A 23880-nucleotide genomic window follows, 5' to 3' on the forward strand; every position below is an offset into this window, starting at 1 on the left:
TATTAGATTTTGTGAATTTTTTTAGACGAAATGATTGATTTGCTGAAAATACACTAAAACGAGTTCGTTTTTCAAGGATTTTTGGCGTATTTTATCTTGAAATAAATGAGCAAAAAGGCGGAACACAAGGTAATGGCATTTGCCATGATCATAGACGGACTGTTTTTATAATAACCATATACCAGCCAAATAAAAACCCCAACAAAAAACATGAGAAGCATGGGTAACGATAGCGCGGAAACATCCTTGGTTTTCCATGTTTTATAGACTTGTGGCAAAAAGGCTGCGGTAGTGAGTGTTGCTGCAATAAATCCGATGATTTCCATATATTAATCCAGTAACGTTATGGCTGTTACTTTAAACCTATTATTAATTAATTCGCCCTCAACTTCTGCCTTTCTAACAACTTCACAAAATCCCGAATTTTCATCATGAGCATCACCGAATTCATCTATATGCGCTCCATCTACAAAATAAGCTTTATCATTAAAACGAACTGCTAAATCGCAACCTTTTTGCGAAGTCAATCCAAATTGGCATTGGCCACAAGACAATTCTACAGTTTGCTTTTGTGTTTTATGCTTATTACAAGAAACACTTAAAATTAAGAGACACAAAAGGAAACTGCTTTTCATTAACCTACAATGTTTACTATTTTCCCGGGAACAATAATCACTTTTTTAGGAGTGCGGCCTTGTAATTGTTCTTGGGTTTTTTCATGAGCCATGACCGCTTCTTCAATTTGTTGTGCATTAAAATCCATGGGCAACTCCATAGTGAATTTCATTTTTCCATTGAAAGAAATCGGGTAATTTTTACTGCTTTCTACCAAATGGCTGGCATCAAATTTTGGAAATGGCGCTGTTGAAATGGATTCGGTATGTCCCAACTTTTCCCATAATTCCTCTGCGATGTGTGGTGCATAAGGCGACAATAAAATCAGTAAGGGTTCTAATATATCTTTGGAGGTACATTTTTGAGCCGTCAATTCATTTACCGCAATCATGAACGTGGACACTGAGGTGTTGAACGAAAAATTCTCAATATCTTCTTGTGCTTTTTTAATGGTTTTATGAAGCGTTTTTAAGTTGTCTTTAGTTGGTTCAGCATCGTTTACAAGCAATCCGTTTTCATCAACATACAATCTCCAAAGTTTTTTAAGGAACCCATGAACGCCTGTAATTCCTGCCGTATTCCAAGGTTTGTATTGTTCTAAAGGGCCTAAAAACATTTCGTAAAGACGTAAACTGTCGGCTCCGTATTGTTCACAAATTTGGTCTGGATTGACGACGTTGTATTTAGATTTGGACATTTTTTCGACTTCTCTTTTTACTTTGAAAGTTCCGTCTTCTTCTAATTTAAATTTAAAATCTTTATACTCCGACCTCCAATTCTTCAATCCCTGAATATCCAATTCATCTGATGCATTAACCAAAGAAACATCAATATGAATTGGATGAAAAGACACGATTGGTTTTCTTATCTGTTCATAACTCATAATTTCTTCTACATGCCAATTTCTATAATTATCTGGATAATTAGGATGCCAAAAATCAAAATCAAAATTTTCAATATAACTTTTGGAAACTAATATGTTTTCAAATCCACTAATCTCTATTATTTCACCAGTAGAATCTCTGAACTTAAAATCGAATCTTAAATTATATGCTAAAGCACTTGTCCCCAAAATCATCCCTTGGTTAATCAGCTTTTTGGCATATTCATCCACAGGCACCAAGCCTTTATCAAACAAGAATTTTTGCCAAAAACGGGAGTATAATAAATGGCCGGTGGCGTGTTCGCTACCGCCAATGTATAAATCGACATCTTTCCAATAGTTTAAGGCTTCTTTACTGGCAAATTCGTTTTCATTATGGGCATCCATATAACGGTTAAAATACCAGGAACTGCCTGCCCAACCTGGCATGGTGTTGAGTTCTAAAGGATGGATCGTTTTATTGTCAATTAAGTCATTTGAAACTACTTCATTTTTAGTCGTGTCCCAAGCCCAAACGGTGGCATTCCCTAAAGGTGGCTCACCAGTTTCAGTTGGTAAATATTTTTCAACTTCCGGTAATTTTATGGGTAAATGTTTGGCATCAATCATTTGTGGCATACCATCTACATAATACACTGGGAAGGGTTCGCCCCAATAACGTTGGCGACTAAACACCGCATCACGCAAACGGTAATTGGTTTTTCCTTGTCCTTGTCCTAGTTTTTCAAGTTCGGCAATGACTTTTTTGGTCGCTTCTTTATAGTTTAATCCGTTTAAAAAATCACTATTAGCAATAATGGTTTTGTCCTTATCCGCAAAAGCTTCTTTTGAAATATCTGCGCCCTGAAAAATATTTGGGATCGGGATATTAAAATGTTTTGCAAAATCGTAATCGCGCTGGTCACCACATGGTACGGACATCACGGCGCCTGTTCCATAGCCAGCTAACACGTAATCGCCAATCCATACCGGAATGGGCTCTTTGGTAAAAGGATGTTCTACATATGCTCCTGTAAACGCTCCTGAAATGGTTTTTACATCGGCCATACGATCACGTTCACTACGTTTGGCGGTGGCTTCGATATAGTTTTCAACCTCAGCTTTTTGTGCTGGTGTTGTGATTTGCGATACGAGTTCGTGTTCTGGAGCTAATGTCATGAATGACACTCCGAAAATGGTGTCGGGACGTGTCGTAAATACGGTAATTCTGAATTCTGAATTCTGAATTCTGAATTCCACATGAGCTCCAACCGATTTTCCAATCCAGTTGCGTTGGGTTTCTTTTAAGGATTCTGTCCAGTCGATGGTTTCCAAACCTTGAAGCAAACGTTCGGCATAAGCAGAAATACGCATGCTCCATTGAGTCATTTTTTTACGGATAACGGGATGGCCTCCACGTTCTGAAACACCATTGACTATTTCATCGTTTGCCAACACCGTTCCCAATGCAGGGCACCAGTTCACTTCGGTTTCAGCTAAATAGGTGAGTCTATATTGTAATAAAATTTGTTGTTGTTTGATGGTATCAAATGCTTTCCATTCTTCAGCAGAAAAAGTTTGTATAGTATCATCACAAACGGCATTTATTTTTGAATTGCCTTCCGAAGCAAATCTTTTTATCAATTCTGAGATGTCTTCGGCTTTATCACTATCCTTATTATACCAAGAATTGAACAATTGAATGAAAATCCACTGCGTCCATTTGTAATAGCTTGGGTCAGAGGTTCGCACTTCACGAGACCAATCGAAAGAAAAACCAATTTGATCTAATTGACGGCGATATGTTTTAATATTTTCTTCGGTCGTCAGCGCAGGATGTTGTCCCGTTTGAATGGCATATTGTTCAGCTGGTAAGCCAAAACTATCATACCCTTGCGGATGCAATACATTAAAACCTTGATGGCGTTTGTAACGTGCATAAATATCGGAAGCGATATACCCTAACGGATGCCCAACATGCAAACCGGCACCACTGGGGTACGGAAACATATCTAACACATAATATTTAGGCTTTTCAGAATTGTTTTCTGCTCTAAACGTTTGGTTTTTGGCCCAATATTTTTGCCATTTGGCTTCTATCTCGTTAAAATTGTAATTCATTATAATTTTTTCCGCTTATAAAAGCGCAAATTTAAACTTATTGGTTAACAATGAAAAGGTTATTTCCTATTTAATCACTTTCATCTTTCATAGAAATAAATAATCCAGTTTAAGTTTCATTTAAAATGCAAGTTGTAATTTTGCCGTTTTAAAAACACTTCCTTTTTGATAAGCAATTCAACCAAAGCCCATGCCGCTTTACTAGGAGCCAATACCATTTATGGTGCTAGTTATATCATAGCCAAAGGCATTATGCCCGAAAAAATTGATCCGACTGCGATGGTTGTTATTCGACTTGGTGTTTGTACACTTTTATTTTGGCTGATTAAATTCTCGCTTACTAGGGAACGCATTGAGAAAAAAGATTTGCTCATATTTCTTATGTGCGGCTTGTTTGGTGGTGCAGCCAGTCAGTTGTTATTTTTTCATGGTATTAGTTTAACATCGCCCATTGATGCGTCCATTATTATGACGCTAACACCTGTAGTTGTTTTGGTTTTTAGTTTGTTTATTTTAAAAGAACGCATTACAAAAAACAAACTATTAGGCATTGCCATTGGTGGTATCGGCGCCATTACACTCATTATATATGGCAATACAGCTATTGGAACCAGTTCGTTCCTCGGCAATTTGTTCATCTTTCTAAATGCCTGCTTTTACGGACTTTTTCTTGTTTTGGCAAAAAGCTTGATGAAAAAATACCATCCCATAACGGTTATTAGTTGGATGTTTTTAATTGGATTTGTCATCGTTTTTCCGTTTGGCATTGATAATGTATTAACCACAGATTTTGAAGCCTTTACTTTAAACTCCTACTTAATAGCGGGCTATATGGTGTTATTTACAACCTTTCTGGCGTATCTTCTAAATATTTATGCCCTTAATCATGTTTCGCCTTCTGTGAATAGCAGTTATATTTATTTTCAACCTGCGGTGAGTTTTATTATGGTAAGCATTTTGGCTTATACATTCATGGATGACACCTATTCAAAAGACATTAATTTAATAAAAATATTAAGTTGTTTGCTTGTAGTTGTAGGTGTGTACTTGGTAAGTAAACCACAAAAATAGCGGCAATTAAACAGGCAATAAAAAACAATATTTAAAGTTTAAACCTAGTAAACCCTAAGTAATAAGATTTCTTTATTATTTTTACAACTTCAACGACATGATGTATGGGTTCAAGATTTGAAAAAGACCAAAAACGCCGACTTATTTCTTCTTATTTTTCAGTGGTATTAAGTATTGCTTTGGTACTTTTTTTATTAGGATTATTGGGAATGTTGGTGCTTAACGCCAAAAAAGTATCTGATCATTTTAAAGAACAGGTGGTGCTTACTATCTATTTGAAAGAATCGGCAAAAGAAGTTGAAACCAAACAACTTGAAAAAAGTTTGGCTTTGTCTGATTATGTAAAGTCTATTGAATATGTTTCCAAAGAACAGGCTGCCGAGATTATGAAAGCCGAAAACGGTGAAGATTTTATGGATTTTGTGGGATACAATCCGTTGCAAAATAGTATTGATGTCCATTTAAAAGCAGATTTTGTGACTTCGGAACAACTTGAAAAAATTTCTGAAGAAGCGGCATCCAAAAACTTTGTAGATGAAGTGACTTATGATAACGACTTAGTAAACTTAATGAACGATAACGTTAAAAAAATCAGTTTTTGGGTATTGGTCATAAGTGGTATTTTTACCCTCATTGCGGTATTACTAATAAATAGTTCGATTAGATTAGCGGTATATTCCAAACGATTCACCATAAAAACCATGCAAATGGTTGGGGCTACCAAACAGTTTATTAGGCGCCCCTTTGTTTGGCAAAGTGTTCGTTTAGGCATCATTGGCGCAGTTGTAGCTTTAATTGGTATGGCCATCGTTCTGTATTATTTAAACAAAACTTTTAGTGAATTGCAATTGCTTAGCAATCCTGTATTGGTGACACTTTTATTTGTTGGTGTTTTCGCCTTGGGAATCGTGATCACTTGGATAAGCACACATATTGCCACACAACGCTTTTTAAATTTGAAGACGGACGATCTATATTATTAGGTCTTGGGTTCTGGGTCTTGGGTAGTGGGTCTTGGGTCTTAAATTAGATTTCCATTAACACTATTGTTTTAAATAAATCTGTTATTTTGCATTAAAATATTCTGAGAAAGAAAATTATGGGAGAAAAAAAACGTAAAGAAGAGTCTAAAAGCGGATTTGTTTTTGGTAGAAAAAATTACAAATTCATGTTTATAGGTTTGGCTTGTATCGCTTTGGGCTTTATCCTCATGGCTGGTGGCGGCAGTGACGACCCCAATGTTTTTAACCCAGATATTTTTAGTTGGAGACGTATTCGTTTAGCACCAACTTTAATTTTAATTGGTTTTGGTATTCAAGTATATGCTATTTTGCTAAACCCAGATAAGGAATAATTATCCCATGATACTTTTGGCAAATTTGGTTGCCATTTTTGAAAGATAATATTCAGCATTTGCTATGGCATCTTCCAAATTTTCCGCCTCATTAACAATAGAATCTAAATAGGAAATCCCCAAACTATTCGCTTTTTCTTTTGAAAGTGTTGAAATTCCGCATAATGCAGCAACAGGAATTTTATTTTGACTTGCAGATTTTAAAACCCCATGAATGGTTTTGCCCGAAAGCGTTTGTGAATCTAATCTGCCTTCACCCGTAATAATCCAATCAGCATTTTTAATTTTCTCATCAAAATCTATCAAATCCTTAACCAAAGAAATACCAGATTGCAATTCTGCATCTAAAAAAACCATCGCTCCAGCACCCATACCCCCTGCAGCTCCAGCTCCTTCAATGTTTTGAACATCTTTTTTGAAATGCCTTAGAAATATATTTGAAATATGCTTCAAACCTTCATCTAAAACTACTATTTCCTCTTTAGAAGCACCTTTTTGTGGGCCATAAATAAAAGCAGCGCCATTTTCTCCGAATAACGGGTTATTTACATCGCAGGCCACCTTAAACTTTATATGCTTTAAGATTTCTGGAACATTATCACTATTTATAAAATGAATTTTTGATAAGTTACTACCAATAGGACTGAGCTCATAACCATCCTCATCTTCAAATTTATAACCCAAAGCTTTAGCCATACCAATGCCACAATCATTGGTTGCGCTACCTCCAATTCCTAGAATAATTGTTTTTGCTCCTTTTTCAATAGCATCCTTAATAATTTCACCAGTACCAAGTGACGTGGTATAAAAACAATTCTGTTCATATGGCTTTAAAAGAGCCATGCCAGAAGCTACTGCCATTTCAATAAATGCCGTTTTGATAGAATCTATATATAGATAAGATGCATTAATTGATCTGAACAGAGGGTCTTTAACATTTACTTTTATACGTTTACTCTTTAAATTATACTCCAAAACATCAACAGTACCATCTCCACCATCAGCAAGTGGCAAAGCAAGTATTTCGGCATCTTGCAGCAACTTTTCTAAGCTTTCTTTTACAATTTTACAAAATTGCAAACCCGTTAAAGAGCCTTTAAATTTATCTGGCGCGATTACAAATTTCATACAAAACTTATCAAGGTTTGGGTCATAAACAAATATAACAAAGCCGAAAGATTTAAATGCTTTATTTTAGTTAACTCATGATATATTTATTAATATTAATTATATGTTTAACTGGTGTTATTATATATTTTTGCCATATGAATTTAATTGAATCTATTATCCTAGCCATTATAGAAGGTCTAACGGAATTTTTGCCCGTTTCTTCTACTGGACACATGATTGTTGCATCTTCATTTTTTGGTATTGCTCAAGAAGATTTTACAAAACTTTTCACCATTGTCATTCAGTTGGGAACAATTATGTCAGTTATCGTTCTTTATTTCAAGCGATTTTTCCAAAGTTTAGACTTCTATTTTAAATTGTTTGTCGCTTTCATACCAGCGGTTATTCTAGGCTTATTATTTAGCGATGCCATTGACGGCTTATTGGAAAACCCTATTACTGTTGCCATTTCATTAATTATTGGTGGTTTTTTATTATTAAAGGTTGATGATTGGTTTGGTAATGAAGAAGGCACCGAGATTTCCTATCTAACAGCTTTAAAAATTGGTTTTTTTCAATGTTTGGCAATGATTCCAGGTGTCTCTAGAAGTGGCGCGAGTATTGTTGGTGGCATGAGTCAGAAATTATCAAGAACTGTGGCTGCGGAATTTTCTTTTTTCTTGGCCATTCCAACCATGTTGGGAGCTACCGTAAAAAAAAGCTATGATTATTATAAAGCAGGTTTTGAGTTGACCCAAGACCAAGTGAACCTTTTAATTATTGGTAATGTTGTTGGTTTTATTGTGGCATTAATTGCTATTAAATCTTTCATTAATTATTTAAGCAAACACGGTTTTAAAGTTTTTGGATATTATAGAATCATCGCAGGAGCTTGCATTCTTATCATTCATTTCTTTATTCAAAAGTTAACCATCATTTAATGACTGCGGAAGACTATCAATCGGGTCAAATTTTACTCATAGACAAACCCTTGCACTGGACGTCTTTTCAAGTCGTCAATAAATTACGCTGGGAACTTAAGCAAACCTTCAAACTTAAAAACATCAAAGTTGGGCATGCTGGGACTTTAGATCCCTTGGCAACAGGACTTTTAATAATTTGCACCGGTAAAATGACCAAGCAAATAGATACGTTTCAAGCACAGGTAAAAGAATATACAGGGACATTAGTTTTAGGAAGTACTACACCTTCATACGATTTGGAAACCGAGATTAATGAAACCTTTCCAACCGAACATATCACTCCTAAATTAATTGAAGAAACTACAAAACAATTTATTGGTGACATTCAACAATATCCGCCCGTTTTTTCAGCTATAAAAAAAGATGGGAAACGTCTTTATGAATTTGCTAGAGCTGGTGAAGATGTTGAGATTAAAGCAAGAACCGTCAGCATTTCGGAATTTGAAATCACCAAAATAGATGCCCTAAATATTGACTTTAGAGTGGTTTGTAGCAAAGGTACTTACATCCGGTCTTTAACACATGATTTTGGTAAAGCTTTGCAATCCGGCGCGCACTTATCAGCCTTAAGAAGAACAAAAATTGGCGACTTTAATGTAGCTGATGCTATTACCGTTGTCGATTTTATTGCGTCACTCAACGACTAAGTTATCTAATTTTACGTATATTCGTTAAATATCTCAATAGATTTGAACCTAACAAATCAACATAAAGCCCTACTTATAACCATTTTCCTGTCTGGAACTGTGGTACTTTCTGTCTTCAATTTTAATTTAAAACAACATGAAGAATTAGCCTCGGAAAGTTACTATGAAATTGAGCCAGAAAAAGAATTGACCGAAGAAGAAGTGAAAATCATGGAAGCTTTGGAAAAAATAAATAATGCCAAAGCGGAAACCAATAGTGCTTTTAATGAAACTGCCGAAAACAAACAATTTGCCCAAGCCTACAAGCCTATTGCGCCACCAGAAGAATACGAATATAAGAGGCCAAGTGAAGATAATGATGATGGCGATGGCGATAATTCCAACGCTATTGGTGAACAAAAACCTCTTGAACCGGCAATTAAAAAAGAAGAGTTATCATCATTCAGTAAAGTAAACGATTTATTAAAAAAACAACAAGCTGAAAGTGTAAACACTAAAAGCACCATTAGCTTTTCTTTGGTTGACCGAAAAAAAGTGTACATTCCGATACCAGTTTACCTTTGTGAAGTTGATGGTAAAATAGTCATAAATATTACTGTAAATGATAAGGGATATGTTACTGATGCTTATTTAAACAACTCATCTACATCAAACAACGATTGCTTGATTGAGCATGCTCTTGAATATGCCAGAGACTCCCAATTTAGTCCTGATCCAACTAAAAAAACGCAAGTGGGGTCGATTACTTTTTATTTTATTGGCAAAAATTAGGCTCTAATCTGCAAAGTGCTTCAACAATATCTTCCATAACATTTAAGCCTTTATTGGTATTGTACCAATGTTGTAAATCTTCTTTAAATTCTGGGGTTAATTGACCATACTTCGCCTTAAATCTGTTAACATAAGCTGCCGCTTCACTCGGTCTGGGACCATAAGTATATATTACATTGTTTGACTTTTTGTCAATCATAATCAATTTGGGAATGGATCTGGTTCCATCAGTTAAAAAGGCATCCATCAATTCAGGATTTTCATCTCGCAGCACCACTTTCAATTCAATGTGTTTATTCATCTCGGCCAACTTATTAAGAACTGGTAAAATATGGGCACCGTCGCCACACCAACTTTCTACTATAACCAACCAAATAACCTGTTCATTAAACGATTTTAACTTCTTTTCAATATCTTTAGGTACTACAATGGTTTTGTCCCAACGCTTCATTCTTTTATCATTAAGCATGGTATAATTTACTAATTCTTGAGTTTTTGTATGTCCGGTCGTAGATTTTTGTTCAATTAATTGCTTAACCAAATCCCTATAGTCTTGGTAAGACATACTGTTTTGCAAACCATTTTTAATAATTGAATCCATTATGCTCTTCATTTTATAAAAACAAAATTAGTATCTTGCTATTACTTTAAAGATGACTTTTATCATGCTTTTATTTAACATTCACTAAAATATTATGATTGAAAAACACAGATGTGGTTGGTGCCTTGGTGATGCACTTTATGAAACCTACCATGATGAAGAATGGGGCGTGCCTGTTTATGATGATGATAAACTTTTTGAGTTTTTAATTTTAGAAACATTTCAAGCGGGTTTAAGTTGGATTACCATATTACGGAAACGTGAAAATTTCAGAAAGGCTTTGGATAATTTCGATTATAAGAAAATAGCCAAATACAACCAAGCTAAAATGGATGATTTATTACTGGATGCCGGTATTATTAGAAATAAATTAAAAATTAGTGCCACCGTTAGCAATGCCCAAGCTTTTATGAAAATTCAGGATGAATTTGGAAGCTTCAGTAATTATATTTGGGGATTTGTTGATGGCAAACCTATTACCAATAAACTAAGCCATTTTAAAGAAGCACAACCTACTACCACCATTAGTGATGCTTTAAGCAAAGATTTAAAAAAACGAGGTTTTAAATTTGTAGGCTCCACTGTTGTTTATGCCCACATGCAAGCCACAGGTATGGTTAATGACCATGAAGTCGAGTGTTTTAGGTATAAGGAAGTTTAGTCGAAATAATATTGACAAATAAAATACCTCAGTTTAGAGTTTACACGTTGTCCGTTACGGTTAAGTATAATAACTCTGAAAATCTGAAAATGGAATGAACATTAAATGGCTCTTATATTGTGATTGCTTATATGCCTTATTAACATACGATTTAATATCCTCAGTCATTATATGAAGCAACTGCGATACTTTCTTTTCGCTAAATCCTTCAGCCTTGGTTAAATAACTTAAACTTGCTATCCAAGATACAGGTGTATCAAAAAGAATGAGTTGATTTTTACCAATCTGTTTGCCCTGAGCAAAAATTTTACGATTCCCTGAGTTAGACAATTCTATTTCAAAACGCTCTAACTTAGCAAGGTTATCCCTAGTTTCGTTTAATTCTGCCAAACTTTGCGGAAGTACTACCAAAATTTTTAATTTATCAAAACTCACACCTCCTAAATTTAAGTTTTGATTACTGTGTATTGAATCCATTAAAGGGGCTATAAACTGCTCAACGTATAAAATAGATAAAATTTCAAGACGCTTTGCCTTTTTATCGATGCCTCTTAATATTAAAAAAATTATCACTAGAATGAGTATCGTAATTATTGATTGATAAATCATATTAGAAACTCCAAAAAATCCAGAAGTCAAAATTGCAATGATTGCCGAGATAATAATGTCCTTTATTATGGATAAAATATTGCTCATTTTTAATAAATTATTGCCAAGGTTTAACCCAAAACCTTTTAATGCTGATACTCGTTTTTAATAAGAACCATAAATCGAATTTAGCAATTTTTTTCACACAACCAACCTTTTTCAATAGCTCTGGATTTAATGTAAAATAGGCTAATCTTCTCTATAATACTTATAATTCAAAAGAAAACTAATTATTTTCTTGAAGATAATAATCACGAAGAATAAAAAAAGATTGCTTTTTCATCCCTTTCTCTGATATCAAGCCTTTTCTATTAAAATCCTCTTGTATTCTTTTCAAAGGACGTCTGGAAGAACGAAAATCCATTAAAATCCACGGAGATAATCCCGCTAAGAAATCAATGTTTCTCATCATTTCGATATTATTTTTATAAACCTCGGATTGGTATTCTTCTGTCCAACGTTCATTTTTTTCACCATGCAAACCAAACAAAGCACCGCCACCAATTTCACTCATAATCATGGGTTTATTATAGGCACTTTTCCATTTAATCTCTGCACAAGATTCTGGTGACCCGTAATACCATCCGCAGTAGTTATTAATACCTATCACATCAACCGCTTTGCCAAGAGGATCTTCAATAAGTCTTCCTTCATTGTCTTGAGATTGTGTATCTAAAGCTGCCGTAATTAAACGAGTGTTATCCAATTTTCTGGCATGTTCCGTAAGATTGGTTAAAAATGATAGTCGAGCCATTCCTTCTGGAGTTTCATTCGCAACAGACCATAAGACAACGCCTGCTCTGTTTTTATCACGTGAAATCATTTCTGTTAGTTGATTTTCTGCATTGGCATAGGTATCAGGATTTTCGAATTGAACAGTCCAATACACTGGTATTTCAGACCAAATCAAAAATCCCATTTTTTCTGCTTCCTTAATCATCGCTTCACTATGAGGATAATGCGCTAAACGAACAAAATTACAGCCTAAATCTTTTGCCCAATTTAATAGTATTTTGCATTCTTCCACAGAAGTTACTCGCCCCGATTTAAACGGTGCTTCTTCATGAATGCAAATACCTTTTAAAAAGATGTCTTTACCATTTAATACAATTTTAGAACCGTTTGTTTCAATAGTTCTAAATCCGATATTATCGGTTAATGAATCTGAATTGGTTTTTATAATTACTTGGTATAGCTTGGGATTTTTGGGCTCCCAAAGTATGGGTTTTGCATTTATGGAAAATGTGGCTTTTCCATTTTGAACCATAGCATTTATATTTTTTTTAAGCTCAGGAATGCTGATGGTTACTGTCTCGCCTTCTGTAGCATTATTAACCGTTACCCATCCTGAAATGGTATTAACTGAACCTTTTGATAATTGAATTGAATAATCTGAAATATGTGATGATGGCGTAGAAATTAAATACACCGATCTGGTGATACCACCATAATTCCACCAATCTTGGTTTACGGTAGGCACATTTTCTGCTTTCCGTTTGTTGTCTACTTTAACAACCACAAAATTATCGCCTTCCTTTAATTTGCTAGTCACATCAAATTGAAAGGGTGTGTAACCTCCAATATGTGAACCAATACGTTCACCATTAAGATAAACAATCGCTTCATAATTAACCGCTTCAAAATATAAATACACCAACTCATTCTGCTTAACAGTATGCTTAAAATCTTTTTTATACCAAACAGTACCTTCGTAATAATACAACTTTTCCATTTGCATATTCCAATCGCCCGGAACCATTAATTGATCACTGGTGTCAAAATTATATTCAATTAAATCGGAAGGGGATTTCATTTTAGCATTTCGAAAATAACCATCATTTTTTGGTTGCATACGGTGACTGTAATAACCATTTTCAAGTGGATCGATAATAATATCCCACATCCCATTCAAGGACACTTTTTCTCTAGAATCAATATTTTGTAATAAATTAGAAAACACCACTTCTTGTGCATTAAGTGTTGTATTAAAAGATAGTGCTATAACGATTAAAAAAAATCCGAATTGTTTCATTTTTTTATTACTTTTTAAGATTGATTGTGTCGCATTTAAAAACTGCGAAGGTTAAAGATACTAATTGTTTCCGTTTAAAGTGAATTATTTAAAAACTCTAAAAAAACATCTCTAGGAATTTCTTCGGCACCTAAACTTTCTAAATGATTCGTGTAAACTTGGCAATCAATTAATTTATAATTTGTGCTTTGTATGAACGTAATAAATGCCACTTTACTGGCATTACTTTCTTTGGAAAACATACTTTCGCCACAAAATACACCATTGTTTAAATCGACGCCATACAAGCCACCAACCAATTCATTGTTTTTCCAAACCTCAACAGATGTTGCATAACCTAATTCATGTAATTTTGAGTAAGCTTCAATCATACCACCAGTTATCCATGTGCCTCCTTGTCCGTTACGCTTTACTTGAGAGCATTCAGTAATCACTTTCTTAAAAGCTTGATTAACCGTTACGGTAAAATCGTTATTCCGTAATAATTGTTTCATACTTTTCGAAATTTTCAAGTTTTCTGGAAACAAGACAAAACGAGGATTTGGTGACCACCATAAAATAGGTTCTCCTTCACTAAACCAAGGGAAAATACCGTGTTTATAAGCATGCAGCAAACGTTCTACGGATAAATCACCTCCAATAGCAAGTAAACCATCTTTCGTGGCTTCGTTTACATCTGGAAATTTTATGTCTTTGGTTAGGAAATGCATTTATAATATTTCTATAAAAATAAGAAACCTCGATAGTATTTAAACATCGAGGTTTTATTTAATAAGACCCTTCGACTGCGCTCAGGGTGACATTTTCATTCTTATTATTAAAAAGGTAAATCGTCGTGATCGTCTTCGTTTAAATCGCCAGCAGGCTCAAAAGCATCCATTGGTGGTACTGGTGGTAAATTGCCATCAGAACTTGCGGCTTGTAACGCCTCCACTCTCCAGCCTTGAATGGCATTAAAATATTTGGTTTCACCTTGTGGATTTACCCATTCCCTTCCACGTAAGTTGATGCTAACTTTTACTTGTTGCCCAACTTTATAATTATTCAACAAATCTGTTTTATCCTGTACAAACTCAACTAAAATATGCTGTGGATATTGTTCATCTGTAGTTACCACTAATTCTCTTTTTCTAAATCCGCCACTCCCTACTGTTTGAGTCTCGCCAATCATTTTTATTCTTCCTTGAACTTCCATTGATTCTTGTTTATATCTTATTTACAATTATATTCGTTATAACAAATATAGCCAATCTATGTTTCAACTAAAAACCGATTTACTAACAAGTTGAACAATAATATTAACAGAATTGCATTATATTTCATATTTAAAACTAATTACTAGTGATTTTTACTGATTATAGGAACACCGTTCGCTGGATAATGATTGTCGCTTCGTTTGCCATTGTTTCCCTCATTTTGTGGAAAACTTTTGAGTTTTTCCAATATTTTAAAGTAGAGGAACGCAATAAAATGAAACAATGGTCTTTTGCACAGACTGATTTGCTAAAAAGTACAGATTTAGAGAGTAATATTGGAGACTTACCATTATACATTCTTGAAAGCAATGTGACAACACCTATGATTATTGTTCATAAAAATGGGAATATAGATTATAAAAATATTGACGACACTAAAGCTAAAGATTCTACATACCTAAATAATCTTATTCTAAAATTTAAAGAGGAAAATAAACCTATAGAAATATTATATAAAAATGATGTTTTTGCTACTTTATATTATGGAAATTCAGAATTACTAAACAAATTAAAATACTACCCATTAGCATTATTGCTCATTATTTTTCTGTTTTCAGCAGTGATTTTCTTCTTTTATAAAAGCAACAAAAATGCCATACAAAATAAATTATGGTCGGGTATGGCAAAAGAAACGGCGCACCAAATTGGCACGCCATTGTCGTCTTTAATTGGTTGGACAGAAATTTTAAAAAGTGAAAACTTAAATCCAGATTATATACTGGAAATTGAAAAAGATATTGATAGACTGCAAACTATTACCGAACGCTTTAGTAAAATTGGCTCTGTGCCCACTTTAGAAATGTTGGATATCATTAAAGAAACCATTGATTCGTATGATTATTTAAAATCCCGATCCTCAAAACTTGTCGAGTTTGAAATCATAACTCCAGAAGGTGATATTCCTGTAAATTTAAACAAGCAATTATACAGTTGGGTGATAGAAAACTTGGTTAAAAATGCTATTGACGCCATGAAAGGCCGTGGCAAACTTACTATTGAAATATCGCAACTTGAAGATGATGTAAAAGTAAGCGTTAGCGATACTGGAAAAGGCATTCCCAAAAAGCTATTTAAAAAGATTTTTGACCCGGGCTTTACAACCAAAAAAAGAGGATGGGGATTGGGCTTATCACTTACAAAACGTATTATTGAGGATTTCCATTTTGGGAAAATTAAAGTCTTACAATCTGAAATAGGTAAAGGAACCACCATACAAATTGCATTAAAAAGAGCCTATTATGCTTGAAAACCTTATAACAGTTAAAGAAGTTACCTTAAACAACAACTGTCCTGAATGTTATGGCAAAGGAGGATTAATGCTGACTTTTAAGCAAAAAATTATTGAAAACCAATTTTACAAATCCATAACAGTAGAAATTAAAGAAGGCATTCATTGCAATAAATGTAATAATATTATTTATCCTGAACGATGGACGGATGAAATTGAACGCATTGTTGAATATCACCAAAAAGCCTTTACACCCATGACAACTTCTACATATATCAAGAAAACATCTTGGATTATTATTGCTTCTATTTTATTAATCGCTCTAGTAATTTTTTTACTAGTTGCTGTTGTCTAAATCAAATTGAGTTTTAATGACATTAGCCGTTTCTTGAAGTTCTTCTGGTGTCATTACTGTTTTTTGAATGAAACGCGCATCTTCCATAGTATGCAAAGGAATTAAATGCACGTGCGCATGTGGCACTTCTAAACCAATTACTGTCATTCCAATACGTTTACATGGGATCACTTTTTTTACGACAATGGCTACTTTTCGTGAAAAAGCCATCAATCCATTATAAGTGTTTTCATCTAAATCGAAAATCTTGTCAACTTCCATTTTTGGAATACAAAGCGTGTGCCCCTTACTATTGGGATTGACATCCAAAAAAGCTAAAAAATCATCAGTTTCGGCTATTTTATAACATGGAATTTCGCCGTTAACTATTTTAGTGAAAATTGAAGCCATAACGCTGAGGGTTTTGAGAGTGTTTTGTAAATATAAAAAAGATTCCTGATTAAGATAACCAGGAATCTTTTTAAAGTCATTAACTTTTTAATTTTTTATCGTGAAATTTCTATAATATCGAATTTCATAACACCATTTGGCACTTGAATTTCGGCAACATCACCAACAGATTTACCCAACAAACCTTTACCGATAGGAGAATTCACGGAAATTTTTCCCGCTGCTAAATTTGCTTCACCATCTGCAACCAACGTATAAGTCATTTCCATACCATTGGTTTGATTTTTTATTTTCACTTTCGATAATACCAATATTTTAGAGGTGTCCATTTGCGACTCATCTATAACACGAGCACCAGCCAAAGCTTCTTCCAATTTAGAAATACGCATTTCCAACATACCTTGTGCTTCTTTGGCGGCATCATATTCTGCATTTTCACTTAAATCGCCTTTGTCTCTAGCCTCAGCAATGGCTTTTGATGCTTTTACACGTTCAACATCTTTCAATTGTTGTAATTCGTCTCTTAATTTTTTTAATCCTTCAGGTGTATAGTAAGATACTTTACTCATAACTTCATCGTTTATTTAATAAAAGATTCCGAAACATGCTTACATTAATTCGTGTAAGAGTTCGGAATAAAAAAATCCCGTTTACACGAGATCATACACAAATATACAAAATAATATCTCAATTTGCTTTTTGTTGTAAATTGCGTCTTAAAAATTAGCTATTCATGAAATCTTTTTTCTATTTATTTTTATTTATTTTTATTACGTCTTGCAGCGATAACTCTGTTGATGACAGAAACTGTAGATTCCTTTTGAATGTTGGAGTTAACGTAAGTATAAATATGAGTTTACCGCAATATAGCCAATTACAATTTATAAGCAATTCAGTATATGTTGCTAACGCTGGGAATGCAGGCATCATCGTTACAAATACAGGTTCTGGTTATCTTGCTTGGGATGCTAGCGACCCCAACCATACACCTAGTTCTTGTTCTACGCTTACTGTTTCTGGGTTAAATGCCACTTGTGGGTGCGGCGATGAAAACACCTATAGTTTAGTAACAGGACAAGCTATAGGTAATGGCGATTTACAATGTCCGTTAAAAAATTACAGGGTTGAACAGAGCGGCAATGTTCTTTTGATTTATAACTAGTTGCCTCCCCTAACCCCTCCTTTGGAGGGGAATTAAGAGGCTCTTATTAAAATTTTAAAGTCATTCCAACTAAAAAATTTGTTGTTGCTTGCGGATAATAACCCGCACCTTCAATAGTTGTGATCGTTCCTGGATTTGAAAAATCATCATCATAAGTAAAATAATAGCCATTGGATACATATTTTTCTCCAAAAATATTATTAACTAATCCAGAGAATACAATGGATTTAAAGATTGTCTTTGGATTTATTTCATAAGTAATATTAAAATCATTCACAAAATAACGCTCTAATTTTGAAGCTTCAGAATCGGTATTTCCCATAAATTGTTCGCCAACATACTTACTTAAAAATGACATTTGAAAGTTGGGTGTTGGTTGGAAAACCAGCACATTTGCCGCCACAAAATCTGGTGAAAACGAAATATTCGTTTTTCCTAAATCGACAAGTGTGCCATCTTGTGAAATGATAGTTTCCTTATTTTTATTTGAACTTATTGTGAAATTTGGTTGAATAGCAAACTTCCTTGAAATTTGAATCGCAGCATCAACTTCCAACCCCAATCGATAACTTTCGCCACTATTCGTTCTTATTGGTGCCCCAGTATTATCAAGTGCTCCCGATAATACCAATTGCTCATTGTACAGCATGTAATAGGCGTTGGCGTTGATTCTAAACTTATCATTGGTGTGCCTCCAGCCCAATTCAAAGTCGTTTAACTGTTCTGGTTTGATGTCTGGATTGCTTTCAAAATCGCTTCTACTTGGCTCTCTATTGGCTCTAGCGTATGAAACATACATATTATTTTTATCGTCAACTTCATAGGTAACACCAGCTTTCGGATTGAAAAAACCATAGTTTTCATCAATATTAAAAGGTACGACATCCGAGCTTAACCCTGTTGTTTTATAATCAACGAAACGCATCTGCAAGTCGCCATACAAACTTAATTTATCATCTATTTTATAAGTCGCTTTTGTAAATATGCTAAAGTCTTTTTTCTTGCCTTCACCATTGTAATATTGGTCGCCAATTTCAGAATCACTGGCGTATCTAGCCCAAATAATTTCACCAAAATGCTTCCCAATATAATTGCTGTATGATGTTCCAAAAGACATATCCAGATTATTGTTTTTATAATTGGCACTGGCGGTAACCACATAAAAGTCGTTATCTAACCAACGACGACGAATTAAATCGGTTGTATTAATGGTTTCGCCTCCAATCGTTATCTCAGTCAAACTATAATCGGCAAAATCCTCATCTTCCTTATATTGCTCAAAAAAACCACGCCCGTAGGTATAATTCAACCCCAGATTAGTGGACCAATTGTTATTGTGGCGTTCATTCCAATGCAATTGATAATGATCTTGTTTATAATCATCTACCTCATTATCATGAAATCTGGTAACACCATTCTCATCGGTGTACATACCTGATGGGTTGAATGTTCTATCTGTAGTCAAGGTTTCTGCATCAATGCCATTCCATGCTTGATACGTAACTTCAGCACCTCCAAAAGCCAAAGCTTTAATCAAAGTATTATCATCTTTATAGGTGCCTTGAAGGAAATACGATTTTAAATCAGAAGCAGCTCTATCCACATAACCATCTGAATTAATTTGCGACAATCGTCCAGACAATTCAAAGTAATTATTAATTAGCCCTGTACTGAATTTCACGTTGTGCCTTCTGGTATTGAAACTTCCAAAACTATTGGAAATTTCAGCATTAGCCTCATCAGAAAAAGCTTGGGTAAGCACATTAATACTGGCTCCAAAAGCCCCTGATCCATTGGTGCTGGTGCCGACACCACGTTGCAATTGAAGACTTTCAACCGATGATGTGAAATCTCCCAAATTTACCCAAAACGTTCCTAAAGACTCACTATCGTTATATGGAATGCCATTTATGGTAACGTTTGTAGACTGTGAACTCACACCTCGAACCCGAATGCCCGTATAACCAACACCGGCACCAGCATCGGAAGTTGTAACTACCGATGGTAAATAATTCAATAAAATGGGCAAATCCTGACCTAAATTACGCTTTTCTAACTGCTTTTTGGTAATGTTTGAGTGTGTAATGGGTGATGTGGCATTGACTCGGACAGCATTTACTAAAACTTCATCGAGTGATTCAATTTTTGTTGAATCTTGTTGCATTTGATTGGTTTGTGCATTGGCACTAAAAATAATTAAGAAAAAAAAGAAAACGTATAGTTTCCCTTGGAGAGATTCCTGCCTTTGCAGGAATGACAAAATTTTGAATAAATTTTTAGTTTCGTTCATTTTATTTAGAAAGGCGAAACTGAATCTCCTTAAAAAGTGATTATAACTTTTTAAAGAACTTTTAAGAATAGTAGATTTCATTACGATTACGTTAATAATCGAATAAAAAGAGGTAATTATTCTTTATTGTTAATAATTAATTTTTGATAAACGCGTGTTTAAGAATATCTGCATGTGCTCATATCACACTTTAATATATAAACAGTTATTTTATCGTTATCCCTAAACAGCATTACCTGTTCTAGGTTCATTGGGTATGATCTCAGCCGATATAGGCACCCCTTTTTGAGAACGATGCAAAGATATATTAGATTTTTGATTTACGATTTACGATTTACGAATTTATTTCAATCGACATCAGGTTTTTTTCTATATGCCTTTTTTTCAGATAGGTTACGTTTGCTTTTTAAACGTTTTTTGATAACAATTCTTGGGATTTTTGTTGGAACACGCTTTTTAGGAATGATTAAACTCTTCTCAATGAGTTCCAAAAATCGCTTGATAACGAGTTCTTTGTTTTTATGCTGACTTCTACTTTCGTCGCATTGCAACATGAGAACACCTTCTTTTGTTAATCTGTTTTGAAGTTTGTTTTGAAGCCGTTCCTTTTGTTCTTCATTGAAAATGAAAGATTCCTCTAAATTAAAAATCAATTCAATTTTTGATGACACTTTATTCACATGTTGCCCGCCAGCACCCGAACTTCGGATTGCTTTAAAAGTCAATTCATTCAGTAAAGCATCTTTATCAAACATCATTCAACTTGATGGGCTGGCTTTAATAAATCGTTTACGGTTTTTACCGGATTAAAAGTGCTCACAGGAATCTCAACAAAAATAGAGTTCCAATGTGCCATACTTCCATTCCATAAACCGGGCAATTCATAAGCTTTAATATCAACACCGCCTTGTGATTTCATGGTAATAAACGCTGCCTTTGGGTCCACAAAATCCGTTAGATTAAATTTATTGCCTTGATAGTCCCTCACCCCACAAACCAAATCGGTTGGATTAAAATGCGTAGCGCTATTGGCAATCTCTTTTTGTTCATTATTATCAAAATCTATTTGGGCAAACTCAATAATTTGTAAAGACAAATTACCGTTCTCATCTTTTACCCAAAATGGCCCTCCACCAGGCTCACCTTCATTTTTAACCATGCCACAAACGCGTATGGGTTTATTTAATTTATCACGTAAAACCCCTATTTTTTCTTCAGGGCTTAACTCTTTATAGGCTTCACCCAAATCTACATTCAGCCTATTAATGACAAACAATTCAATGTTGTAAATTTCATCTTCCAATATCTCGTCTTCATCAAATTTATGCATGTATTTAAAAGCCTGGTCTTGAATTTTCAAAAGCACACCTGCTATCAATTTTTTATAATCTGACAAAGGTTTGTTTTGCTCAAAAACCACAATATTATCGATGTTCTTAATGAAAATTAAATCGTAATCAAGCGTATTAAGATTCTCTATCAATGCCCCATGACCAGATGGTCTGAATAATAAACTACCATCTTCATTTCTGTAAAGTTCGTCATTAGATGTTATTGCAATGGTATCAGTAGATTTGCTTTGATAAGAAAATGACACATTAAATTTGGTATTGGTCTCCTTTACTAAATCTTCTTTAATGTTAGCCAATTCATTATGGAACATCTCGGTATGTGCTTCAGAAACCGTAAAATGCAAATTAGCATTGTTATTAGATGAAGCACATAAGGTAGCTTCCAGCAAATGCTCTTTAAATGCGGTAGAAACACCTGTTTTGTATTTATGAAATGGCAACAACCCTTTTGGATAAAAACTATAATTTAATTGGTTTGGATCGAGCATGGTTTTTACAAATAAAAAACATTGCTCACCCAAGGATAGTTGATCGAAATTAGGTGTTGAATCCATGGCCTTATTTCTAACAATATTATAGAAAGGCAACTTTTCAAGTCCGTCAAGAAACACCGAAATGTCCTTGTTTTTTTTTGCATAATCATCTATGCTTTCTTTATTTGCATCATATTCTTTTAAGAACTGAAACAAAAATTTAAACATACGTGAAGCAGCTCCAGAAGCTGGTACAAACTTTACAATAGATAAATTGTTACGTTTACTCTCGAATTCACTTATATAATCATCAAATTTCGTTTGAACTCTTAAAATACCATTACCAATAGCTGCTGGTTCGATTAAATGGGAATATGTCATACCAGATTTAATGGTTTCTATTTGAGAATTAATTTTTTCTACCGTTAAGCCGTAATCATTAATTTGTTGTATATCCTTTTCTGTAAACATAACATGTTATTTTTTTAATAGCTTATCTATATATTTTACAGCTGTTTCCAAGCGTTCTTTTTTATTTCCTTTTAATAAAACATAAGGGCGATTGTTATCAATCAATGCATTTTCAAAAGCCTTAAACATGGCTTCCCTATGGTCTGGTTTGTCTCTTAAATCATCGGCCTCCCAAGGGGTGTCAATATAAGTCAAAAAATATAAATCATAAGTATTCTCTAAAGCATATTTTTCAAGAATTGGGTCACAATAACCTAAATAATAAGCCTCTGAATATACTTTGGTTTCCAACAAATCCGTATCGCAAATTAAAATGCTATCTGTTTTTTGTGCAAGCTTATTCTCCAACTTCATTTGACCCATTGCAATGGGCAATAAATCATCTGCTTCACATGTTTTGCGTTCGTTGTTCCATTTGTTTTGAAGATACTCTCGCGCATACTCTGGCACCCAAACAGAATTATAATATCTTGCTAATTGCATAGACAATGTTGTTTTCCCAGTAGATTCTGGACCAAACAAAACTACTTTTACACAATTTGCTGGTTGCTGTTTAAACTTTTCTTCCATGCTTTATAACCATAAATAGCAATAACTGTAAATAATAAATATTGAAATGATGTAAACATCAATCCTTTGTAAAAGTATAATGGCACTGAAATGATATCACCTATTATCCAATAAATCCAGTTTTCCAACTTCTTTTTTGCCATAAGCCACATACCAACAAAAAATATGCCCGTGGTTAAGGTATCTATATAAGCTGTCCATGTATTGAATTTCCCATCATACAAGTAAACTGCTACCACAAACAAAATTGTAAAAATAAAAATAAATAGACTCCAAATATGTTCTTTATTAGTTGTTTTTGTAACTGGCACTTCATGGTTATTGGCATCTTTTCTTGTCCAATAATACCAACCATAAATACTCATAATAAAGTAATATACATTAATGAGCATATCTCCCAAGAGTCCATAAAACAAAAGTATATATACAAATATAGCAGTGCTTACAATACCTGTAGGATATACTAAAATATTCTCTTTTTTAGAATACCAAACACTTAAAAATCCAAAAACAACACCTGTAAATTCTAAGATGATAAGATGCGTTGGAACACCTTGATATTGTGAAAAAAACCAATCAAAAATGTGGTTCATAGTCGTATCTGTCCGATTTTACAATTTTCATATATAATAAACCACGCTCTACAAGTTCAAAAGCTTCTTTTATTTCGGTTGTAAGCACCTGCATCACTTCATCATAATCACCATAAACCTGTGTACTTAAAGGATTCTCCAATACCTTTAAATTAGAAGCCCTTAGTTTTTTAATAAAATGAATAATGGCAGGCTCATAAGTATCTTGTAATGGTGTTAATGTTAATTCTACTGATATTTTCATATTTTTTTAAGATTATAGAT

Annotated in this window: 27 protein-coding genes; 10 read left to right on the forward strand and 17 right to left on the reverse strand. The window is 34.0% G+C overall.

Going from position 1 to position 23880, the window contains the following annotated elements; genetic code table 11:
* Positions 1–71: 71 nt before the first annotated feature.
* Genes CDH50_RS01990 through CDH50_RS02000 form a run of 3 tightly spaced genes read right to left on the reverse strand, consistent with a single transcriptional unit; the run spans position 72 to position 3598 of the window.
* Positions 72–326 carry a SemiSWEET family sugar transporter gene (locus CDH50_RS01990; RefSeq protein WP_100610206.1) on the reverse strand — a complete coding sequence of 85 codons (255 nt, stop codon included), beginning with the start codon at positions 324–326 and terminating at the stop codon, positions 72–74.
* Positions 327–329: 3 nt separating this feature from the next.
* Positions 330–635, reverse strand: coding sequence for a DUF6370 family protein (locus CDH50_RS01995; protein ID WP_100610207.1), 306 nt, complete (start codon positions 633–635; stop codon positions 330–332).
* Positions 635–3598 carry a leucine--tRNA ligase gene (locus CDH50_RS02000; protein ID WP_100610208.1) on the reverse strand — a complete coding sequence of 988 codons (2964 nt, stop codon included), beginning with the start codon at positions 3596–3598 and terminating at the stop codon, positions 635–637. The genes CDH50_RS01995 and CDH50_RS02000 overlap by 1 nt, the downstream gene beginning before the upstream one ends.
* Positions 3599–3763: 165 nt before the next feature.
* On the opposite strand from CDH50_RS02000, the gene CDH50_RS02005 reads away from it, so the two are divergent.
* From CDH50_RS02005 to CDH50_RS02015, 3 genes are all read left to right on the forward strand, one after another.
* Positions 3764–4669 carry a DMT family transporter gene (locus CDH50_RS02005; protein WP_100610209.1) on the forward strand — a complete coding sequence of 302 codons (906 nt, stop codon included), beginning with the start codon at positions 3764–3766 and terminating at the stop codon, positions 4667–4669.
* 104 nt (positions 4670–4773) lie between these two features.
* Positions 4774–5652, forward strand: coding sequence for a cell division protein FtsX (locus CDH50_RS02010; RefSeq protein WP_100610210.1), 879 nt, complete (start codon positions 4774–4776; stop codon positions 5650–5652).
* 116 nt (positions 5653–5768) lie between these two features.
* On the forward strand, positions 5769–6023 hold the full coding sequence (locus tag CDH50_RS02015; protein WP_100610211.1) for a DUF3098 domain-containing protein: 255 nt from the start codon (positions 5769–5771) through the stop codon (positions 6021–6023).
* Here CDH50_RS02015 and CDH50_RS02020 read toward each other — a convergent pair whose 3' ends face one another.
* A complete protein-coding gene (locus CDH50_RS02020) occupies positions 6024–7151 on the reverse strand; it encodes a glycerate kinase (protein ID WP_100610212.1) in 1128 nt (375 codons plus the stop codon).
* Between the two features lie 137 nt (positions 7152–7288).
* Here CDH50_RS02020 and CDH50_RS02025 point away from each other — a divergent pair, with 137 nt between their 5' ends.
* From CDH50_RS02025 to CDH50_RS02035, 3 genes are read left to right on the forward strand one after another with little or no spacing between them, the layout of a single operon-like run.
* Positions 7289–8074 carry an undecaprenyl-diphosphate phosphatase gene (locus tag CDH50_RS02025; RefSeq protein ID WP_100610213.1) on the forward strand — a complete coding sequence of 262 codons (786 nt, stop codon included), beginning with the start codon at positions 7289–7291 and terminating at the stop codon, positions 8072–8074.
* Positions 8074–8763, forward strand: a complete 690-nt coding sequence (gene truB, locus CDH50_RS02030; RefSeq protein ID WP_100610214.1) for a tRNA pseudouridine(55) synthase TruB — start codon at positions 8074–8076, stop codon at positions 8761–8763. The genes CDH50_RS02025 and truB overlap by 1 nt, the downstream gene beginning before the upstream one ends.
* Positions 8764–8805: 42 nt before the next feature.
* A complete protein-coding gene (locus CDH50_RS02035; RefSeq protein WP_100610215.1) occupies positions 8806–9534 on the forward strand; it encodes a hypothetical protein in 729 nt (242 codons plus the stop codon).
* Here CDH50_RS02035 and CDH50_RS02040 read toward each other — a convergent pair.
* Positions 9518–10135, reverse strand: a complete 618-nt coding sequence (locus CDH50_RS02040) for a thioredoxin family protein (protein ID WP_100610216.1) — start codon at positions 10133–10135, stop codon at positions 9518–9520. The genes CDH50_RS02035 and CDH50_RS02040 overlap by 17 nt on opposite strands.
* Positions 10136–10229: 94 nt before the next feature.
* Between CDH50_RS02040 and CDH50_RS02045 the strand changes: the two genes are divergently transcribed.
* Positions 10230–10796, forward strand: coding sequence for a DNA-3-methyladenine glycosylase I (locus CDH50_RS02045; protein ID WP_100610217.1), 567 nt, complete (start codon positions 10230–10232; stop codon positions 10794–10796).
* Positions 10797–10856: 60 nt separating this feature from the next.
* Here CDH50_RS02045 and CDH50_RS02050 read toward each other — a convergent pair whose 3' ends face one another.
* The 4 genes from CDH50_RS02050 to CDH50_RS02065 all read right to left on the reverse strand — a co-directional run bounded on the left by CDH50_RS02050 (position 10857) and on the right by CDH50_RS02065 (position 14671).
* Positions 10857–11492, reverse strand: a complete 636-nt coding sequence (locus CDH50_RS02050) for an STING domain-containing protein (protein WP_100610218.1) — start codon at positions 11490–11492, stop codon at positions 10857–10859.
* A gap of 178 nt (positions 11493–11670) precedes the next feature.
* Positions 11671–13476 (reverse strand): glycoside hydrolase family 2 protein, encoded by a 1806-nt coding sequence (locus tag CDH50_RS02055; protein WP_100610219.1) that lies wholly within the window; start codon positions 13474–13476, stop codon positions 11671–11673.
* A gap of 74 nt (positions 13477–13550) precedes the next feature.
* Positions 13551–14186, reverse strand: a complete 636-nt coding sequence (gene aat, locus CDH50_RS02060; protein WP_100610220.1) for a leucyl/phenylalanyl-tRNA--protein transferase — start codon at positions 14184–14186, stop codon at positions 13551–13553.
* Between the two features lie 107 nt (positions 14187–14293).
* Positions 14294–14671, reverse strand: a complete 378-nt coding sequence (locus CDH50_RS02065; RefSeq protein ID WP_100610221.1) for a DUF3127 domain-containing protein — start codon at positions 14669–14671, stop codon at positions 14294–14296.
* Between the two features lie 146 nt (positions 14672–14817).
* Between CDH50_RS02065 and CDH50_RS02070 the strand changes: the two genes are divergently transcribed.
* Together CDH50_RS02070 and CDH50_RS02075 are read left to right on the forward strand one after the other, a co-directional pair.
* Positions 14818–15978 carry a sensor histidine kinase gene (locus tag CDH50_RS02070; RefSeq protein WP_100610222.1) on the forward strand — a complete coding sequence of 387 codons (1161 nt, stop codon included), beginning with the start codon at positions 14818–14820 and terminating at the stop codon, positions 15976–15978.
* Entirely contained in the window at positions 15971–16315 is a 345-nt protein-coding gene (locus tag CDH50_RS02075) for a hypothetical protein (protein ID WP_100610223.1), read from the forward strand. Before CDH50_RS02070 ends, CDH50_RS02075 begins: the two co-directional genes overlap by 8 nt.
* Here CDH50_RS02075 and CDH50_RS02080 read toward each other — a convergent pair.
* Positions 16298–16705: an HIT family protein gene (locus CDH50_RS02080; protein ID WP_100610224.1), complete on the reverse strand. Its 408-nt coding sequence runs from the start codon at positions 16703–16705 to the stop codon at positions 16298–16300. The two genes, CDH50_RS02075 and CDH50_RS02080, sit on opposite strands and share 18 nt — an antisense overlap.
* A 95-nt stretch (positions 16706–16800) precedes the next feature.
* Entirely contained in the window at positions 16801–17274 is a 474-nt protein-coding gene (greA, locus tag CDH50_RS02085; RefSeq protein ID WP_100610225.1) for a transcription elongation factor GreA, read from the reverse strand.
* Between the two features lie 164 nt (positions 17275–17438).
* Between greA and CDH50_RS02090 the strand changes: the two genes are divergently transcribed.
* On the forward strand, positions 17439–17867 hold the full coding sequence (locus CDH50_RS02090; RefSeq protein WP_100610226.1) for a Rieske (2Fe-2S) protein: 429 nt from the start codon (positions 17439–17441) through the stop codon (positions 17865–17867).
* Positions 17868–17913: 46 nt separating this feature from the next.
* On the opposite strand, the gene CDH50_RS02095 is transcribed toward CDH50_RS02090, so the two are convergent.
* From CDH50_RS02095 to CDH50_RS02120, 6 genes are all read right to left on the reverse strand, one after another.
* On the reverse strand, positions 17914–20031 hold the full coding sequence (locus tag CDH50_RS02095; protein WP_232731937.1) for a TonB-dependent receptor: 2118 nt from the start codon (positions 20029–20031) through the stop codon (positions 17914–17916).
* Between the two features lie 473 nt (positions 20032–20504).
* Positions 20505–20912, reverse strand: a complete 408-nt coding sequence (gene arfB, locus CDH50_RS02100) for an alternative ribosome rescue aminoacyl-tRNA hydrolase ArfB (RefSeq protein ID WP_100610228.1) — start codon at positions 20910–20912, stop codon at positions 20505–20507.
* Positions 20912–22453: a DUF4301 family protein gene (locus CDH50_RS02105; protein ID WP_100610229.1), complete on the reverse strand. Its 1542-nt coding sequence runs from the start codon at positions 22451–22453 to the stop codon at positions 20912–20914. Before CDH50_RS02105 ends, arfB begins: the two co-directional genes overlap by 1 nt.
* A gap of 6 nt (positions 22454–22459) precedes the next feature.
* Positions 22460–23023 carry an AAA family ATPase gene (locus CDH50_RS02110; protein ID WP_100610230.1) on the reverse strand — a complete coding sequence of 188 codons (564 nt, stop codon included), beginning with the start codon at positions 23021–23023 and terminating at the stop codon, positions 22460–22462.
* Positions 22984–23616 (reverse strand): nicotinamide riboside transporter PnuC, encoded by a 633-nt coding sequence (gene pnuC, locus CDH50_RS02115; RefSeq protein ID WP_100610231.1) that lies wholly within the window; start codon positions 23614–23616, stop codon positions 22984–22986. Before pnuC ends, CDH50_RS02110 begins: the two co-directional genes overlap by 40 nt.
* Positions 23600–23860, reverse strand: a complete 261-nt coding sequence (locus tag CDH50_RS02120) for a thiamine-binding protein (protein WP_100610232.1) — start codon at positions 23858–23860, stop codon at positions 23600–23602. The genes pnuC and CDH50_RS02120 overlap by 17 nt, the downstream gene beginning before the upstream one ends.
* Positions 23861–23880 lie beyond the last annotated feature (20 nt).

Source organism: Confluentibacter lentus, assembly GCF_002806995.1.
Classification (GTDB): Bacteria; Bacteroidota; Bacteroidia; order Flavobacteriales; family Flavobacteriaceae; genus Confluentibacter; species Confluentibacter lentus.

Bases quoted from the DNA above. Each gene is read 5' to 3' on its own strand.
- CDH50_RS02010 (WP_100610210.1), top strand. From the start codon at position 4,774: ATGGGTTCAAGATTTGAAAAAGACCAAAAACGCCGACTTATTTCTTCT.
- truB (WP_100610214.1), top strand. From the start codon at position 8,074: ATGACTGCGGAAGACTATCAATCGGGTCAAATTTTACTCATAGACAAA.
- arfB (WP_100610228.1), bottom strand. From the start codon at position 20,912: ATGTTTGATAAAGATGCTTTACTGAATGAATTGACTTTTAAAGCAATC.
- CDH50_RS02015 (WP_100610211.1), top strand. From the start codon at position 5,769: ATGGGAGAAAAAAAACGTAAAGAAGAGTCTAAAAGCGGATTTGTTTTT.
- CDH50_RS02095 (WP_232731937.1), bottom strand. From the start codon at position 20,031: ATGCAACAAGATTCAACAAAAATTGAATCACTCGATGAAGTTTTAGTA.
- CDH50_RS02090 (WP_100610226.1), top strand. From the start codon at position 17,439: ATGAAATCTTTTTTCTATTTATTTTTATTTATTTTTATTACGTCTTGC.
- CDH50_RS01990 (WP_100610206.1), bottom strand. From the start codon at position 326: ATGGAAATCATCGGATTTATTGCAGCAACACTCACTACCGCAGCCTTT.
- CDH50_RS02025 (WP_100610213.1), top strand. From the start codon at position 7,289: ATGAATTTAATTGAATCTATTATCCTAGCCATTATAGAAGGTCTAACG.
- pnuC (WP_100610231.1), bottom strand. From the start codon at position 23,616: ATGAACCACATTTTTGATTGGTTTTTTTCACAATATCAAGGTGTTCCA.
- CDH50_RS02045 (WP_100610217.1), top strand. From the start codon at position 10,230: ATGATTGAAAAACACAGATGTGGTTGGTGCCTTGGTGATGCACTTTAT.
- CDH50_RS02020 (WP_100610212.1), bottom strand. From the start codon at position 7,151: ATGAAATTTGTAATCGCGCCAGATAAATTTAAAGGCTCTTTAACGGGT.
- CDH50_RS02120 (WP_100610232.1), bottom strand. From the start codon at position 23,860: ATGAAAATATCAGTAGAATTAACATTAACACCATTACAAGATACTTAT.
- CDH50_RS01995 (WP_100610207.1), bottom strand. From the start codon at position 635: ATGAAAAGCAGTTTCCTTTTGTGTCTCTTAATTTTAAGTGTTTCTTGT.
- greA (WP_100610225.1), bottom strand. From the start codon at position 17,274: ATGAGTAAAGTATCTTACTATACACCTGAAGGATTAAAAAAATTAAGA.
- CDH50_RS02050 (WP_100610218.1), bottom strand. From the start codon at position 11,492: ATGAGCAATATTTTATCCATAATAAAGGACATTATTATCTCGGCAATC.
- CDH50_RS02040 (WP_100610216.1), bottom strand. From the start codon at position 10,135: ATGGATTCAATTATTAAAAATGGTTTGCAAAACAGTATGTCTTACCAA.
- CDH50_RS02065 (WP_100610221.1), bottom strand. From the start codon at position 14,671: ATGGAAGTTCAAGGAAGAATAAAAATGATTGGCGAGACTCAAACAGTA.
- CDH50_RS02055 (WP_100610219.1), bottom strand. From the start codon at position 13,476: ATGAAACAATTCGGATTTTTTTTAATCGTTATAGCACTATCTTTTAAT.
- aat (WP_100610220.1), bottom strand. From the start codon at position 14,186: ATGCATTTCCTAACCAAAGACATAAAATTTCCAGATGTAAACGAAGCC.
- CDH50_RS02105 (WP_100610229.1), bottom strand. From the start codon at position 22,453: ATGTTTACAGAAAAGGATATACAACAAATTAATGATTACGGCTTAACG.
- CDH50_RS02000 (WP_100610208.1), bottom strand. From the start codon at position 3,598: ATGAATTACAATTTTAACGAGATAGAAGCCAAATGGCAAAAATATTGG.
- CDH50_RS02080 (WP_100610224.1), bottom strand. From the start codon at position 16,705: ATGGCTTCAATTTTCACTAAAATAGTTAACGGCGAAATTCCATGTTAT.
- CDH50_RS02110 (WP_100610230.1), bottom strand. From the start codon at position 23,023: ATGGAAGAAAAGTTTAAACAGCAACCAGCAAATTGTGTAAAAGTAGTT.
- CDH50_RS02075 (WP_100610223.1), top strand. From the start codon at position 15,971: ATGCTTGAAAACCTTATAACAGTTAAAGAAGTTACCTTAAACAACAAC.